Origin of the sequence: Halorubrum sp. DM2, assembly GCF_901686465.1 — an archaeon.
Classification (GTDB): domain Archaea; phylum Halobacteriota; class Halobacteria; order Halobacteriales; family Haloferacaceae; genus Halorubrum.
This window is the reverse complement of the sequence record NZ_LR594487.1, coordinates 2,793,625-2,807,817: the sequence shown is the minus strand read 5'-3', so window position 1 is coordinate 2,807,817 and position 14,193 is coordinate 2,793,625. Positions and strand designations below refer to the sequence as shown.

The 14,193-nt window shown below is 68.3% G+C and carries 16 protein-coding genes; 8 read left to right on the top strand and 8 right to left on the bottom strand.

The annotated features are described in order from the left end of the window. The first annotated feature begins 89 nt into the window (after positions 1-89). The gene (locus QOL69_RS14090; protein WP_283403670.1) at positions 90-1,265 is read left to right on the top strand and encodes a M24 family metallopeptidase; all 1,176 of its coding nucleotides are present in this window, start codon (positions 90-92) and stop codon (positions 1,263-1,265) included. A 56-nt stretch (positions 1,266-1,321) separates the two neighbouring features. Here the strand turns inward: QOL69_RS14090 and QOL69_RS14085 are convergent, their stop codons facing one another. Both QOL69_RS14085 and QOL69_RS14080 read right to left on the bottom strand, forming a co-directional pair. Next, positions 1,322-1,474 carry a hypothetical protein gene (locus tag QOL69_RS14085; RefSeq protein WP_195155765.1) on the bottom strand — a complete coding sequence of 51 codons (153 nt, stop codon included), beginning with the start codon at positions 1,472-1,474 and terminating at the stop codon, positions 1,322-1,324. Positions 1,475-1,561: 87 nt separating this feature from the next. After that, positions 1,562-3,925 carry an ATP-dependent DNA helicase gene (locus tag QOL69_RS14080; protein WP_283403669.1) on the bottom strand — a complete coding sequence of 788 codons (2,364 nt, stop codon included), beginning with the start codon at positions 3,923-3,925 and terminating at the stop codon, positions 1,562-1,564. A gap of 255 nt (positions 3,926-4,180) precedes the next feature. Here QOL69_RS14080 and QOL69_RS14075 point away from each other — a divergent pair, with 255 nt between their 5' ends. Next, positions 4,181-4,306, top strand: a complete 126-nt coding sequence (locus tag QOL69_RS14075) for a hypothetical protein (RefSeq protein ID WP_283403668.1) — start codon at positions 4,181-4,183, stop codon at positions 4,304-4,306. Next, positions 4,307-5,536 carry an RNA-guided endonuclease InsQ/TnpB family protein gene (locus tag QOL69_RS14070; protein ID WP_283403667.1) on the top strand — a complete coding sequence of 410 codons (1,230 nt, stop codon included), beginning with the start codon at positions 4,307-4,309 and terminating at the stop codon, positions 5,534-5,536. Between the two features lie 95 nt (positions 5,537-5,631). On the opposite strand, the gene QOL69_RS14065 is transcribed toward QOL69_RS14070, so the two are convergent. Continuing rightward, positions 5,632-6,288: an HAD family hydrolase gene (locus QOL69_RS14065; protein ID WP_283403666.1), complete on the bottom strand. Its 657-nt coding sequence runs from the start codon at positions 6,286-6,288 to the stop codon at positions 5,632-5,634. 143 nt (positions 6,289-6,431) lie between these two features. Here QOL69_RS14065 and QOL69_RS14060 point away from each other — a divergent pair, with 143 nt between their 5' ends. Continuing rightward, complete coding sequence (locus QOL69_RS14060) at positions 6,432-6,884, top strand: TIGR00725 family protein (RefSeq protein WP_283403665.1); 453 nt, start codon at positions 6,432-6,434, stop codon at positions 6,882-6,884. A gap of 17 nt (positions 6,885-6,901) precedes the next feature. On the opposite strand, the gene QOL69_RS14055 is transcribed toward QOL69_RS14060, so the two are convergent. The 3 genes from QOL69_RS14055 to QOL69_RS14045 all read right to left on the bottom strand — a co-directional run bounded on the left by QOL69_RS14055 (position 6,902) and on the right by QOL69_RS14045 (position 9,995). Then, on the bottom strand, positions 6,902-8,056 hold the full coding sequence (locus tag QOL69_RS14055) for a cobalamin-independent methionine synthase II family protein (RefSeq protein ID WP_283404248.1): 1,155 nt from the start codon (positions 8,054-8,056) through the stop codon (positions 6,902-6,904). Between the two features lie 78 nt (positions 8,057-8,134). After that, positions 8,135-9,178 carry a diphthamide biosynthesis enzyme Dph2 gene (dph2, locus tag QOL69_RS14050; protein WP_006628691.1) on the bottom strand — a complete coding sequence of 348 codons (1,044 nt, stop codon included), beginning with the start codon at positions 9,176-9,178 and terminating at the stop codon, positions 8,135-8,137. Positions 9,179-9,293: 115 nt separating this feature from the next. Next, positions 9,294-9,995, bottom strand: coding sequence for a hypothetical protein (locus tag QOL69_RS14045; protein WP_283403664.1), 702 nt, complete (start codon positions 9,993-9,995; stop codon positions 9,294-9,296). A 119-nt stretch (positions 9,996-10,114) separates the two neighbouring features. Between QOL69_RS14045 and QOL69_RS14040 the strand changes: the two genes are divergently transcribed. From QOL69_RS14040 to QOL69_RS14025, 4 genes are all read left to right on the top strand, one after another. After that, the gene (locus QOL69_RS14040; RefSeq protein WP_283403663.1) at positions 10,115-10,771 is read left to right on the top strand and encodes an alpha/beta hydrolase; all 657 of its coding nucleotides are present in this window, start codon (positions 10,115-10,117) and stop codon (positions 10,769-10,771) included. Between the two features lie 69 nt (positions 10,772-10,840). Beyond that, entirely contained in the window at positions 10,841-11,215 is a 375-nt protein-coding gene (locus QOL69_RS14035; RefSeq protein WP_048077409.1) for a YlbF/YmcA family competence regulator, read from the top strand. A gap of 92 nt (positions 11,216-11,307) precedes the next feature. Further along, entirely contained in the window at positions 11,308-12,006 is a 699-nt protein-coding gene (locus tag QOL69_RS14030) for a nucleotide-binding protein (RefSeq protein ID WP_283403662.1), read from the top strand. Positions 12,007-12,110: 104 nt separating this feature from the next. Continuing rightward, positions 12,111-12,731: an RAD55 family ATPase gene (locus tag QOL69_RS14025; RefSeq protein ID WP_283403661.1), complete on the top strand. Its 621-nt coding sequence runs from the start codon at positions 12,111-12,113 to the stop codon at positions 12,729-12,731. 48 nt (positions 12,732-12,779) lie between these two features. On the opposite strand, the gene QOL69_RS14020 is transcribed toward QOL69_RS14025, so the two are convergent. Both QOL69_RS14020 and QOL69_RS14015 read right to left on the bottom strand, forming a co-directional pair. Next, positions 12,780-13,040, bottom strand: coding sequence for a DUF8049 family protein (locus QOL69_RS14020; protein ID WP_283403660.1), 261 nt, complete (start codon positions 13,038-13,040; stop codon positions 12,780-12,782). Positions 13,041-13,226: 186 nt separating this feature from the next. Next, positions 13,227-14,159 (bottom strand): FKBP-type peptidyl-prolyl cis-trans isomerase, encoded by a 933-nt coding sequence (locus tag QOL69_RS14015; protein WP_048077408.1) that lies wholly within the window; start codon positions 14,157-14,159, stop codon positions 13,227-13,229. Between the last annotated feature and the right edge of the window lie 34 nt (positions 14,160-14,193).

The following is a 14,193-nucleotide window of genomic DNA, read 5'->3' as shown; positions in this document are numbered from 1 at the left end:
CTTCCTGAGACCGGCACCGCCCCCGGTACCGACGCTAACCACCGTTCCGCTACCCGACCGTTTATCGGCGCGTTCGTCCATCGTGAGGTATGGCCACGCGACTCCCCGAGTCGGCCTTCGAGGACCGGCTCGCCGCGGTCCGAGACCGTCTCGCAGCGACCGACGCCGACGCCGCGACGTGGGTCGGCGCGACCGCCATCGAGTACCTCACGGGATTCCACCACATCCAGACGGAGTGCCCGGTCGTCCTCGCGGTCACCGACGACCGCGTCGAGATCACCGTCCCGAGACTGGAGGTCGAGCGCGTCTCGCCGAATTCGCGGATCGACGCCGTCCACGATTACTTCGACTATCCCGGCGGCGAGCCGGTCAGCGTCGCCGTGGAGATGCTGAACGGGCTCGGCGTCGACGCGATCGCCGCCGACGCCGACGGACCCCCGGGCGTGATGGGGTACGAGGGCCCCGCCTTCTCCGACTCGCTCGACGTCGAGACGCAGTCGTGGGTCGGCCGGATGCGCTGGGCGAAGTCCGACGACGAGGTCGACCTGATCCGCGAGTCGGCGAAGTGGGCGAACCTCGGGCACCGCTACCTCGCCGACTACTCCGAGCCGGGGGCGCACCCGGCGACCGTCTCGCAGCGCGCGTCGACCGACGCGTCCCGCGCCATGCTCGACACGCTCGGTGACGACTACAGCGTCCGCGTCCGCGGCGACGGCCCGGTCCACGCAGGGTATATCTCCGGCGAAGAGACCGCGCTCCCGCACGGCCACACCCCGAACGAGCGGCTCTCCGAGGGCGACGTGCTGGTCACCGGCGCGACCGCGAACGTCGACGGCTACCGCTCGGAGCTGGAGCGGACCATGTTCGTCGGCGACTACTCCGACGAGCAGGAACACCACTTCGAGCTAATGTTGGAGGCGCAGACGCTCGCGATCGACGCCTTGGGTCCGGGCGTGCCGGTCGCCGAGGTCGACCGCGTCGTCTGGGACTACTTCGAGGAACAGGGCGTGACCGAGCTTGCGCAACATCACGTCGGCCACAACATCGGTCTCGGCGGCCACGAGCCGCCGTACATCGACCGCGGCTGGGGCGAGCGCTACGACGGCGACGACGCCCTGATTCGACCCGGACACGTGTACACGATCGAACCGGGACTCTACACTGACGAGTACGGCTACCGCCACTCCGACACCGTAGCGATCACCGAGTCGGGGACCGAGACGCTCACGAACTTCCCGCGGGACATCGACTCGAACGTCGTCTGAGGGGACCGCCGCCGGATCGTTCGCCGGCATCCGTCGAGCCGCCCCGAACCGGTCTGTTACTCGACCCGATCGACGGCGACGCGGTGGCCGGTTTCGTCGACGTGATCGCGTCGGATCGCGTCCGCGTCGACCGCGGTATCAAACAGGCGTTCGAGCGGACACTCGCGACAGACGAGGTGGTATCGTTCGTTCCGAGAGACGGCGTCCATGGGCGTCGGAACCGTCCCTAGCGGTATAGTTACGACCCGCATACCCGGCGGTAACGGGCCGTTATACGGTGCCAAACGGGGTCGGACTCACTCACTCGCGGCCGGAAGCCGCGACTCGAACCGGTCGAGCGCGACTTCCACCATGTCCGGACTTACCGGCTGGAACTCCTCGCGCTCGTGTCCGGGTAGGTACTCTCGGACGCCGTTCCACGAGTCGCGGGCGTAGCGGGCGTCGAGCAGCACGCGGACCCCGCGCTCGTCCGGGCCGCGGATGACCCGACCGACCGCCTGTCGGGCCTTCCGCACGGCGGGCACCGTGAGCGCCGTCTCGAACCCCGACTCGAACCGCCGGTCGTAGGCCGCGATCACCGCACGCGTCCGCGGCTGCGCGGTGTTGATGATCGGGACGCCGCAGACGACCGCCGCGGCGAGCCGGTCGCCGCGGTAGTCGACGCCCTCCGTGAGCGTCCCGCGGAGGCTCGTCACCAACACCTTCCCGTCGCCGGCGAAGAAGTCGTCCTTCAGCGACTCCGTCTCGCGGTCGTCGGACGACTCGTCGAGGAGGACCGGCTTGTCGAGCCGGTCGGCGAGCGCCTCGGCCATCCACGTCGCCTCCGCGTAGTTCGGGGTGCCGACCAGCACGTTCCCCTCGCGGCGGGCGACCGCGACTGTCGCGTCGATATGCGCGAGCCGCGTCGGGTTCTCCTCGCCCGGTGATCCGCGGTTCTGGTGGGTGAACTTCGGCGCGTCGACCGCGAGGCTGGCGCGGTTCTCCTCCGGGAACGAGAGGCCGTACGTCCGCTCGACGACCGGCCGCCCCCGCTCCGCCACGTGGTCGAGGCCGGTCACCTCTCGGAACAGGTCCATCGGCTCCAGCGTCGCGCTCATGAGGACGCCGCCGCCGAACGACGCGAGCCGGTCGCCGATCGGCTCGCTCGGCAGGCAGTTGTGGAGCGCGAGGCGCGCGTTGTACGCCCGCCGCCACGAGTCGGGCGGCTCCGTCTCGTCGAACGTGCGTTCGAGTTCTATCGCGCGGAAGAAGTCGGTGTGTCCCTCGCGGTACCAGGCGTTGAGGGTGCGACCGACGCCCGGCGCGGCGCGCCGCTTGTCCTCGTCTTCGAGCGAGTCGAGGACGCGCTTGACGACCGCGCCGACCTGCTCGGCGCGCGCCCAGACGCGCTCGCCGTACCCCTCGCCGTCCGCCCACGCCGTGATCTCGTCTTCATCCGGCTCCTTCGGGTCGCGGAGCGGGATCTCGTCGTCGTCGAGGTCGCGCATCGACGCCCGCCAGTCGGGGCGTTCGCGGTCGAGGTGCGCGGTCACGCGGCGGTCGAGTTCGCCGCGGAGGTCGGCGTAGAACTTCCGGACCGCCTCGATCTCCTCGACCGTCACGTCGGCGTCCTCCAGTTCGCCGCGGACCAGCGCGGCGTCGTCGGACTCCGCGCCCGCCGACTCGAAGGATAGCGGCTGGACGACGCGGGTGAGTTCGTCCTCGGCGTCGCGCAGGCTCGCGTCCGCGACCGCGTCGCTCACGAGGTCCCGGACGCGCGGTTCGAGCATGTGTGCCTCGTCGCAGACGACGAACGTCGAGTCGTCGAGCAGCGCGCCGGTGAACGTCCCGGTCGTCACTGGGTCGAACGCGTGGTAGTAGTTACCGATCACGACCTCGACCTCTGGGACGAGCGCGCCCATGATCGAGTGGGGACACGAGCCGTGGCCCGCCGCGAGCCGGACGAGTTCGTCGGCGTCGACGTGGCCGAGTTCGGTCACGTCGAACGGGACCGCCTCGGCGGGGTCGCCGTCCTCCGGGAGGTCGTCGAGGAAGCCGGCATAAAAGGGACAGAACTCGGTCCCGTCGTACTCCTCGGTGTCCGGTCGGTACGGTGTCGGCTCGCCGTCGACCGAGAGGTAGTCGGCCGCGCCGTCCGCGGGGGATTCGGCGGCGTTCCCGGAGTCCATCAGGCCGACCTGCTGGCTCCGCGCCTCGCTCACGAGGTTCGAGGTCGTCGTCGCCCCGCCGTCGCCGACGAGGTTCCGGGTTCGCTCGCGGAGGCCCTCGCAGCGCTCGTAGACGTTCTCGCGGTCGATACCGCCGCGATTTTCCCGGGCGTACGGGCAGACATCGGCCTTGCCGACGAGCGTGAGCCCGGAGACCGGGTCGTAGTCGCCCGGGAGGTCGTCATTTATGGTCCGCAGGTCCGTCTCGAACTGGCGTAGCTGCTGTTTGACGCTGGTGAGGACGAAGATGCGCTCGAAGTCGGACTCCGGGTCCCGGACGCGGTCGAGTCCGGCCGTGAGCGCGAGCATCGTCTTTCCGGTCCCGCAGGCACCCTCTAAGGCGAGGAAGCCGCCGTCCTCGGCGGCGTCGATGGCGGCGTCGATGCCGTCGGCCTGCTCGGGGTAGGGTTCGGGATGGCCGAAGAGGTCGGCCCACGGGGGCGAGTCGGTCACGAAAGCGAGTTACGCGGCATCGAACTTAACTGTATTCAGGCGCTAAGTTCCCTCCCTCAAGGAGCAACGCAGGGAGCGAAGCGACCGAGTAGCGCAGTAGGGAGGGGATACAGCGTCATCAGAAATTGAAGATTTCTGATTGGCAGTCAGATTCCTGTGGAATCTGACGACGCCCGTCATAGTCTTCCAAACACTCCGCGACAACCGGCCGACGTAATCGCAACTCATATTTGTGTAGTTTGTGTATAGTGTGTTATGGTGACTCGCAAAAACATCTCCATCCGCGACGACCAAGAGGAGTGGATTCAGGACAACCACCTGAACCTCTCCTCGTTCGTCCAAGAGAAACTGGACGAACTTATCGAGCAACGAGAGTCATAGATGTACTACAACTACAAGTATCGACTCGACCCACCGGAAGCCCTCTGCGAGACGCTTCTACATCACGTCGATACTTGTAGGCAACTCTACAACCACGTCCTCTACAAACTCAACGAGACCGACGAGATTCCAGCCCGCTACAAGGTACAGGGAACGCTCCCCGACCTCAAATCGTGGTGGGACGACCTGAACGACGTTCACTCGAAAGTTCTCCAGATGGTCGTCAAGCGCGTCTACGACAACCTCTCCACACTCGAAGCACAGAAGGAGAACGGACGCGCCGTAGGGATGCTCAAGTGGAAACCGCCTCGGGAGTATCGGTCGCTCACCTACAATCAGTCCGGCTTCGAACTCAAGAATACGAGTGGTCGGCCTGTCCTGTGGTTGAGCAAAATCGGTGAGATACCGATCCATCTCCACCGAGATATTCCCGAGAACGCGACCATCAAACAGGTCACGGTCAAACAAGAGCCTACGGGCAAGTGGATCGCTACCTTCGGCATCGACGTGGACGAAGCCACGCCCGAAAAGTCGGAGAATCCCGAGCGAATCGTCGGAATTGACGTTGGCATCCTGAAGTACGTACATGATACGGACGGAACCGCTGTCGAGTCACCAAATTTCTCCGACGAGCGCGAACGATTGGAACATGCCCAACGTGAACTCTCTCGGAAGGAACACGGCTCGAACAACTGGGAAGAACAACGTAAGACGGTTGCCCAACGTTACGCCGACCTGAAACGGAAGCGCCGAGACTTCCTCCACAAATTATCGAACTACTACGCCCGTGAGTACGACCTTGTGGCCGTTGAGGATTTGGATGCGAAGGGATTAGTCGAACTACCGGGCAACTCTCGGAATCGAGCCGGGGCCTCGTGGGGAACGTTCCTGCGAATGCTCGAATACAAGTGCGAACGCGAAGGCACGCACTTCATTACCGTAGACCCCCGAGGCACGACCAAAGAGTGTGCGTCGTGCGGAACGGAAACGGACAAACCGCTGTGGGTACGCGAACACTCGTGTCCGTCGTGTGGGTTTGAAGCGGACAGAGACGCGAACGCGGCGTGGAACATCCTTTCTCGCGGTCTCGAAGAAGTAGGAGTGGGACACTCCGAATCACCGCCTGTGGAGACTGCGCTCCCTGCGGATACACCTGTATCTGCAAAGCGCGTCGTGGAAACAGGAAGCCCCACCCTCAAGGAGCGAACCGCGTCAGCCGTGAGCGAGTAGGGTGGGGTAGTTCACACGCTTCATCGGCGCGGCGACCGAGCGTCGCGGAGTCGCGCGGCTACGCGACCGCGGCTCCGACGGGCGGACCGCCCCGCTCACTCCACTATGTCGTGGAGGTCGGAGAGGTTCTCGATCTCCCAAGTCGGCCAGACGTTCAGCTCCCAGTCGCGGCGGTGGGGGCGGCGGATAAACGCCGAGTCGATGCCGGCGTTCTCGGCCGCGCGGACGTCGGACTCGTTGTCGCCGACGAACAGCGCGTTGCCCGCGTCGAGGTCGCCGAGCGCCTGCTCGATGTAGTGGGGGTTCGGCTTGCGGAGCTGGAGCGAGTGGATCGTCGGCTCGCGGCCGTACGCGGCTCCCATCCGCTCGAACCCGTCGAAGTGGTCGACGAGGAAGTCGACGGTCGCCTGCTGGTTCGAGGAGACGATCCCCATCTCGACGTCGAGGTCCTGAAGCTCGTCGAGGTCGTCGTACGGGGTCTTGCGTCCCTCGCGGGCCTCCTGCTGTTGGGCCCGCGACACCACGTCGTCGCGCGTTCGCCAGAACGACCCCGGATCGAGGTCGTACGTCTGACAGACGGTGCCGACGCTGCCGGGGGTCGCACCGATGGTCATCTGCTCTACGTCGTCCGGATCGGGCTCCTCGACGCCGCACTCCTCGAACGCGTTCCGGGTCGCGTCCCGGAGCACGTCGAAGCGCGTGCGGCCCACGAGGACACCGTCGTTGTCGAACACGACGGTATCGTACGTCATAACTCCCGTTCACGGCGGGGAGGGATAAGCGTTTCAGTGGGGTTCTCGGCGTCGAGAACCGGCGAGAACGGTGACGAGGGGAGTTATAGCGGGCGAACGTCGGATCCGGACGGTTTACCGGCCGCCGACTCGTGGGGCCGCTCATGCGCGTGAGCGTCATCGGCGGGAGTTCGATCGGTCCCGAGACCGCGGCGGTCGCGGAGGAACTCGGGAAGCGACTCGCGGAGCGGGGCCACACCGTCGTCTGCGGCGGTCTCGGCGGCGTCATGGAGGCGGCCTGTCGCGGCGCGCGGGAGGCGGACGGCGAGACGATCGGGATCCTCCCGACGGAGAAACGGGGCGACGCCAATCCGCACGTCACGACGCCGATCGCGACGGGACTCGGCCACGCGCGCAACGCCTTGGTCGTGATGAACGGCGACGCCGCGGTCGCCGTCGACGGGGCGAGCGGGACGCTCTCTGAGATCGGGCTCGCGCTCGCACAGGGACGGCGGGTGGCGGGGATAGACACCCATGAGATCGACGGCGTCGAGGCCGTCGACTCGCCGGCGGCGGCGGTAGAGTACGTCGAGGACGCGGTCGGAGCCGACCGATAACGCTATTCGCGGACCCGTCAGGCGAGCCGCTCGCCGGCGATCTCCGCGCCCTCGACGAGCGCCGCGAGCTTTGCCCACGCGATCTCGGGGTCGACCATGCCGAGCCCCGCCTGCGTGCCGAACCCGCAGTCGGGCGCGGCGACGAGGGGAGTCCCGTCGCCGACCGCGTCGGCGACGCGCTCCAAGCGGTCGGCGATCGTCTCCGGGTGGTCGATGATGTTCGTCTTCACGTCGACGACGCCCGGGACGAGCGTCCAGCCGTCCGGGACGGGGTGTTCGCCGAAGGCGCGGTACTCGTGTTGGTGGCGCGGGTTCGCCTGCTCGACGCTGAGCCCGGTGATGTCGGCCTCGTAGATCAGCGGCAGCATCTCGGCGAGGTCGGTGTCGAGGTGGTGGGGCCCCTCGTAGCTCCCCCAGCAGGTGTGGAGCCGAACCTGCTCGGCGGGGACGTTCGCGAGCGCCTCGTTGAGCGCCTCGACGTGGAGCCGCGTCGCGTCCTTCGCCGCCTCCAGCGGCTCGTCGGCGTACGCCGCGGTGTGGCCGACGGTGAGCAGTTCGGGGGCGTCGATCTGGAGGGTGAGTCCGGCGTCCGCGACGAGTTCGTACTCGGTCTTCATCGCCTCCGCCACCGCGAAGAGGTACTCCTCGTAGTCGCCGTAGTGCTCGTCGACGTGCGTCGCGGTGACGACGCTCGGCGACGCCGCGGTCATGAACGCGTCGTCGGCGTCGCGGTCGGCGGCCTCCAGCGCGTCGAGGAGTCCGTCGACCTCCGCCTCGGCCTCCTCGCGGCCGGTGTACTCGATCGGCCCGTCGACGACCGGGTGTTCGGAGAGGTCGATCACGTCGGTCTTGAACGTCTCCTCGGCATATGAGGGGAACTCCTGGAGATCCGCCCACAGCTCCGTCTCCTGCGTGCCGCCGATGCCGCTGAGCCGGTCGGCGACGTACCAGTTGAACGAGACGCGGGACTGCTCGCCGTTGTTGATCGAGTCCAGCCCGGTCTCGACCTGTCGGTCGACGACGTCGCGAGTCGCCTCCGCGACGGTCGCGTCCCACTCGTCGCCGTCCACGTCCTCCCCGTCCTGCCGCTTCGTGAGCAGGTCGAGCAGCGCCGGCGGTCGCGGCAGGCTTCCGATGTGCGTCGTCCCGATGTGTGCGTCGTTCGCCATTATGACACACGTCTCGTCGGGAGAACTAAAACGCCGAGGATCTGGCAGAAGCGGCCGATGACGAAGGGAACGCCGAAGGCGTTACCAGGTATCGTGGAACGTGTCGAACTCGATCGAGTCGAGCGGCTTCTCGCCGATCGCGGCCTCGTACTCGCCCGGCGTCAGCATGGGCTTGTGGAAGCGCGGGCCGTCGTCGGTGGTGATCCGCGGGCAGCCGGTGTTGACGAACGCGTCCATGTCGAAGTTCCGCAGGCGGTCCGGCGTCACCTCGTCCATCGTGATCAGGTAGGCGTTCTCGTTGTTGTCGACGATCTCTTGGGCCTTCTCCCACCGGCCCTGCCCGATCTTCGTACAGAAGATGACGCCCCACTTCTCGGCGTCCATCGCCTTGTGGACCGCGGCGTAGCGCTGCTTGAGGAACTGGTCGTGTTCCGCGACCGATACCGCGTTGTTGACCGGGTCGGCGATGACGACCCGCTTGTCGGGGTGTTCCATCGCAAGTCCGACCGGGTGGAACTTCCCGCCGCCGACGTACAGCACTTGGTCGGCGTCGATGTCCGCGGAGGCGTAGTTACAGCCGAGCACCTGTCCCTCCTTGGTGAGGCGGTCGTCGCCTCGGCGGGTATGGACTTCGTAGCCGCGCTCTTCGAGCCAGTCGGTCATCTCCTCGAACCGGTTCATGTGCTGGGCCGTCGTGACGAGGCCCACGTCGGCGTCCTCCTCCGGCGGCGACAGCTCCTCCGCCAGCGCGTCCTCCATGATCGGGAAGGGGTCGACGTTCGAGAACAGCGGGACGTAGACGATGCTGTCGGACTCCTTCATCGGCGTGTGGCCGAAGTGGACGAACACGTCCGTCCGCCGCATCAGGTACGTGTCGAGGTCGCAGGCACCGTAGCAGGGCTGCCCGGAGAGCATGAACGTCACGTCGTCGGGCGCGACCTCGCGGAGGTCGTCGGCGACCTTCGGCCCGCGGCGCTTGAGTCCCTCGGGGAACTGGAGCCCGACCTTCGTGGCGTCCCGTTCTTCGATGGCCTCTAAGATCCGGTCGAGTTCGTAGTCCCACTCGCGGTCGTGTTTCAGGGCCATCCCCGTCTTCGTCAGGTCGCCCTCCGTGGAGCCGCTCATGTCGACCGAATTGTGCGGCAGGACGGTTAAACGGCGCGTTCGACCCCGAGTTTCGTCCCCGACGTTCGTGATCGTCGGGTCCGTTCGGCGCGGTCGCCCGGACGCGTCGGGCCTGTCAGAGGCTGTCGTCGGTGAGCAGTCGGGCGATCCACGCCCGCAGGCCGGGGAGCGGCGCGTCGTCCGCGACCGCGACCGGATCCCGCTCGACGTCGAGGCGAACGCGGTCCGTGCTCCCGCGTTCGACCGCCTCGGGCGTCCAGACCAGCCCCCCGTCGGGACCTTCCGCGGGCGCGTCGCCGCGGACCGCCCAGTCGGACTCGCCGCGGACGGTGAGCCGGTCGGCGGCGAGGTACCGCGACCCCTCGCCGCCGATCGCGATGGGGTTCCGCGGGGCGGCGGGCGTCAACGGCGTGAAGGTCACGACGCCGAAGTGGCGTTCCGTGGCGTTCGGATCGCGGTACGTGACCGCCAGCGCGTCCCCGTCGATCCGAGCGTCGACATCTCTCGGTTCCGCGATCCCGTTCCCGACGGCGTCAGAGACGACCGTGCGACGGAGCGACTCGTTGGCCGCGAGCGCGTCGCCGCCGGCCGCGAGGTCGACCCGCGCGTCCCACGTCGTCGACCCGTTCCCGTGAACGGTGACGGTCAGCGAACTCCCGCCGGCGACCACGGACGTTCCGTCCGCGGTCGTGCGGTCGAGTTCGCAGACGCCGCAGACGGGCGTCGGGGGTGCGCGCGCGTCGACCGGTGCCACGGCGACCACCGCGGTCACACAGAGGAACAGCGCTACCAGTACGGAGAGGCTGCGAGGACCCATATGCGGCCCGTGAGGGGGACACCGTATAAATCACACCCCGAAAGCCGGACTGGTCCGCCCGAACCGACGCGCTGCCGCGGCCGACGGACCTAACGGCTGCCCCTGTCAACCCTCAGGCGATGACAGACGTTCCGCTCGAACACGTTCACGTCGCGCCCGACGACGGCACGGACGGCGAGCCGGCACCCGCCGTCTTCGTCCTCCACGGCCGCGGGGCCGACGAGGAGGACCTGCTCCCGGTCGCCGCCGAACTCCCGGACGAACTCCACGTGATCAGCCTCCGTGCGCCCGATCCGCTTCAGGGCGGGTACACCTGGTACGAACTCGACCTCTCGGCCGGCGGACTGGAATCGAGCCAGCCCGACGCCACCGACTTCCGGCGGAGCCTCGACCTGATCGTCGAGAGCGTCGAGGGGGCGGTCGACGCCTACGGACTTGACGCCGACCGGCTCGGCCTGCTCGGGTTCAGTCAGGGCGCGATCACGAGCCTCTCGCTCCTCTTGGAGGACCCGGACCGCTACGCGTGGGTCGTCGCGCTCCACGGCTACCTCCCGGAGTCGCACGCCGACCTCGACCCGGACGGGATCGAGGGCAAGCCCGTCTTCGTCGGCGCTGGCGCGGGCGACCGCGTGATCCCCGACGAGCGGACGAACGCCGCCGTCGAGCGACTGGAGGCCGTCGACGCCGCCGTCACCCACGGGAGCTTCCCGGGCGGGCACGGCATCGGCCCGCAGGAGCTGGAGGCGGTCGTCGAGTTCGTCGAATCACAGGTGTAGCGGACGCCGAAAGCCGACCCTGACCCCCGGCTCCGGCAGGTTCAAACGGCTCGGTCACGACGTTCGGGTATGAGCGTCGAACAGGTCTCCATCGAGGACCTCGGCCGAGAGCTCGGCGAACGGATCGCCGAAACCCCGGAGTACGAGCGGTTCGAAGAGGCGAGAGCTGCGGTCCAGCGCGACGAGGAAGTCCAGAGCCGGATCGACGAGTTCGAGCAGCTTCGCGCCGAGTTCATGCAGGCGCGGCAGTCCGGACAGGCGACGAACGAGGGACTTCAGCGCGTCCAAGAGGCGCAGGACGAACTCCACTCGATGCCCGTGATGAGCGAGTACCTCGACGCGCAAGACGAGCTCGAAGACACGCTCGAAGCCGTCAACGAGGCCATCTCGGAGCCGCTCGCGGTCGACTTCGGCGGCGAGGCGGGCGGCTGCTGTCAGGACTGACCGGCGGGTCGATGCCCGGCGTCGCGACCGAACGTCCGTCGCGCCCGGCGATTCTCCCGACACCTTATATCCGATAGCGACGCAGCCTCCCCGTGATAGCCGTCGCCGGCGGCAAGGGCGGAAGCGGAAAGACGACGACTACCCTCGGGCTCGCCCGCGCGCTCTCGCGGCGCGGCGCTCCGGTGGTCGCGGCCGACGCCGACTGGGACCTGCCGAACCTCGCGCGGCTGGCCGCGGAGACCGCGGTCGACTCCATGGTGGCCGGACCGGAATCGGGAGCGGTCGACAGAGACGCGCGGACGGTCCTCGACGCCGCTCGCGGGACCGACCTGGTGCGTCCCGACCGCTCCGGGCCGACGGTCCTCGCGGCCCCGGAGGCTCCGCGGTCCGTCGACGCGAACGCGACGTTCGACGCGTTGGACGGCGCGACGCCCGGTTCCGCGCCGGTGTTGCTCGACTGTCCGGCCGGCGCGTCGCCCGACGTGGCCGCGCCCCTGCGGGCGGCGGACCGTTCGCTCATCGCGACGCCGCTCCGGCGCGCCGCGCTCCGCGACGCCGCGAAGACGGCGGCGATAGCGCGGCGTCTCGACTGCCCGCCGCTCGGCGCGGTCGCGATCGGCGAGACGAGCGTCCCGGAGGAGGTGGCGACGCTGCTCGGCTGCCCCGTCCTCGGCGAGATACCGGACGGCGGGGGCGCTCCGCTCTCTGACCCGGCGGTCCGGGAGGCGTACGACGACCTCGCCCGGCGGCTCGGCGGGACGGCGGCGGCGACGGAGTGGAAGATCGCGTGAGGACCGCGGAGGCGGGCGGCCCCGGAACGGCGGACAGCGGGGCCGTCGGCGGCCGAGAGAGCCGTCATCGACAGACCCAAGCGTCCACGGGCGGCAGCGATCGTATGGAGGCGCTCCCGACTGGGATCTCGGTGCTGGACCGACAGTTCGGCGGAGGGCTCCCGAGCGGTAGCGTCGTCGTGTTGAAGGCGAACCCCGACAGCCAGTCGGAACTTATTTTGAACCGGTTCGCGAGGAGTCGGCGGTGTCGGTACCTGACGACCGTCCGGTCGACCGGTGCGGTGGAGGCGGCGCTCGGCCTCGACGGGGACGAGGAAACGAGCGTCGAGGCCGCGGACGACCCCGGGGACCTCGACGAGGCGGCGTCACTGACCGAGGATCCCCCCGAGAGCGGGACGCTGATCGTCGACTCCGTGGAGCCGCTGGAGGCGGAGACCGCCCCGTCGGCGTACGCCGAGTTCCTCGACGGGGTCCGGTCCCGCGTCGACGACGCCGGCGGGGTGGCAGTGCTCCACGCGCTCCGCGGCGGCGAGGACCCTCAAACGAGGCGGGTCACGGAGCAGGTCGCGGACGTCGTGTTCGACCTCCGCACCACCGTCACCGGGACCGAGATCGCGAACCGGCTCGTCGTCTCCAAGTTCCGCGGCGGCGCGGCCCTCGAGGAGCCGCTGAAGCTGAAGCTCACCGACGAGGTCGCCGTCGACACGAGCCGCGACATCGCCTGATTCGGCCGGGTGGCCGCGCGATCGGCTCGGTCCGGCCCGGTTCTCGGGTCAGATCACCGCGGAGACGGCGAGGACGACGACGCCCGTGGCGGCCGCCGCGACCGCCCAGTTCCGTGCGGTGTCGAACGCGCCGTACGGGCCGCCCTTCCGGGAGAAGAGGTACAGCGCATACACAGCGAGCGGTGCCAGCGTCGGGAGCCGACCGACCGAGACGAGGGCGGTGAAACTCGACAGCAGCGCGACCGCGACCGTCGCCGCCGCGGCGCTCGCGGCGACCAGCGCGTCCTCGCGCGCCCGTTCGATCTCCATGTCCGGTGTGGGCGGGCGGGCGGGCAAAAGGGATCTGTTCGGCGGCCGCGCCGCCCCGCGGGACGGTCCACACACGCGACGCCGAGCGAACGCGGTGGCTCTACGGAAACGAGATGGTTCTACGAGAACGGGACGGTTCTACGGAAAAACCGAGTGACTCGGACGGACCGAGCGGATCGGGATCGGTTACTCTTCGTCGATCTCGTCGACGATCTCGTCGGCGTCAACGTCGACGTCTTCGAGCGCCTCCTCGATGTCGACATCACCGGCACCGCCGCCCATGCCGCCCATCATACCGCCGAGACCGCCCATGCCGCCGCCCTCGATGACCTCCTCGATCACGACGCGGTCGAGATCGAGGCGGTCCATCAGGTCCTGCGCGATCTGCTGTTTCTGGAACATCCACTGCTGGTTCATCTGCATCGCCTGCGTCGCGGTGACGTAGAGGACGTCCTTCTCGACCTCTTCGGTCTCGACGGTCTCCTCGCCGTCGTCGTCCTCGGTGACCGTCTCCTCCTCCTCGGTGACCGTCTCGATGCGGACCTCGGGGGCCTCCTGGAGGTACATGCCGAGCATGCCCGACGCCTGCTCCTCGCGGTCGTCGATGGCTTCGAGGATCTCGTACTCGTACTCGAGGTCCTCGCCGGCCAGCGGGTGATTGAAGTCGACGCGGGCGCGGCCGCCGATTATCGTCTCGAGGTGGCCCTGACGGTTGTCGATCTGGATCTGCGCGCCGGGGTAGCGGTCGTCCTCGGGGATCTTGTCGGCCTTGACCGTCTCGACCTCGTCGGGGTCGTACTCGCCGAAGGCGTCCTCGGCGGGGACGTCGACGGTGCCCTCGTCGCCGACCGAGCCGCCGACGAACGCTTCCTCGACGGAGGGGAACACGTGGCCCGCACCGAGCGCGATGATGCGCGGCTCGAAGTCGTACTCGTCGACGTCGATCTCGGCGTCCTCGGCCGTCTCTTTGTCGGTCGTGTCGATGACGCGACCGTCGTCGGCCGTTCGGATCGTGTACGCGACGCGGACGAAGTCGCCGTCCTCGAGTCCGCCGGCGTCGGTCTCGGTCTCGGTCTCTTCGGCCTCGTCGGCCGCGTCCGCTTGCTCCTGATCGCTCATACCTGAAGGTCACCTGTTACACCCTTAAGAAGCA